Annotated in this window: 2 protein-coding genes; both read right to left on the minus strand. The window is 59.2% G+C overall.

Annotated elements, in window-relative coordinates; translation table 11 throughout:
* Positions 1–193: 193 nt before the first annotated feature.
* Positions 194–607 (minus strand): PIN domain-containing protein, encoded by a 414-nt coding sequence (locus AB0G15_RS43500; RefSeq protein ID WP_362851600.1) that lies wholly within the window; start codon positions 605–607, stop codon positions 194–196.
* 1 nt (position 608) lies between these two features.
* Entirely contained in the window at positions 609–812 is a 204-nt protein-coding gene (locus AB0G15_RS43505; protein ID WP_362851602.1) for a hypothetical protein, read from the minus strand.
* Positions 813–1,119: the final 307 nt, after the last annotated feature.

Raw genomic sequence — 1,119 nt, forward strand, 5'->3', positions numbered from 1 at the left:
CCGGATACCTCATAACTCCGGCATACCGAACACGAGGTCATCCAACGGTCATAAATCACCGTCGATGATCTAACTCCAGAGCTTCAAGCTCAGTAGCCCTGAGCTGGGCGTACGGTCCATGACCGTCCATGGTTGTCCAGCCCCGTACGTGGTCGTTGTCACCCAGCTAGTCACTCAGGTGCGGCGCCTTGGATCAATCAGGTAGCAGCCTGAACGCCGATATGTGGCGAGGCCGGACGACCCTGAAATGTCGATGATCCACCGTGGCGATCTCTTTCAGCCCGAGGCGTTCAGCGATGGTGATCACTGCCGAGTCGACGAGCCCCAGCGGCAGATCGAGGTAGGTCTCGACGAGCTGCGCCATACGCGGCAAGTCCTCATCCTCCAACTCGGCCACGTGAAAGCCGTTACCGCCGAACGACTTGAGGAACGTCACCTCAGCCTGCGGACCCACACGAGAATCGAGCAGATAGCCCACCTCGCCCATCACCGGCGACGGAACGAGCAGTGGCCCTTCGGCCTGCCGGAGGAGTTTCAGACACGCCCGGTGATGTTGGTCCTTCACGTTACCTGCGGCGAGAAGAACACCCGTGTCACACAGGAGCACGTCAGCGGCCCCACTCCGAACGGAGGATTTCTTCGTGCCGCTCAGCGAGATCGGAGGCGGCCTCGAACGACGCGAAGAACGGAAGATCGCGCTCGCTTGACTCAGGCTCACCCAAGCGACCACGGATGAGCTCCAGGGCCGGACGCAGCTCCGCCTCCGGCAGCTGATCTACCAGGTGATGCAGTTCCTCACGCATGACGCTCATACCTACAAGTGTAGGTCGCCTACTTTCCGCGCATCAGGCTCATCCTCCTAAAGCATGATCAGAAGAGGCGACCGGATCCGGGCATGTGTGACAGAGCAGTCCCTTCGAGGGGAGGAAGCTGGCTCCAGCAAGCGTAACTCGCTGATCTGGCGAGCGATCACCACGTGACGAAGCACCCATATCTTGTGAAAACACAAGAGGCTCCGACCTGTTACTGAGCTTGAAGCTCTGGAGTTAGATCATCGACGGTGATTTATGACCGTTGGATGACCTCGTGTTCGGTATGCCGGAGTTATGAGGTATCCGG

It is taken from the genome of Streptosporangium sp. NPDC023825 (genome assembly GCF_040639575.1).
Taxonomy (GTDB): Bacteria; Actinomycetota; Actinomycetes; order Streptosporangiales; family Streptosporangiaceae; genus Streptosporangium.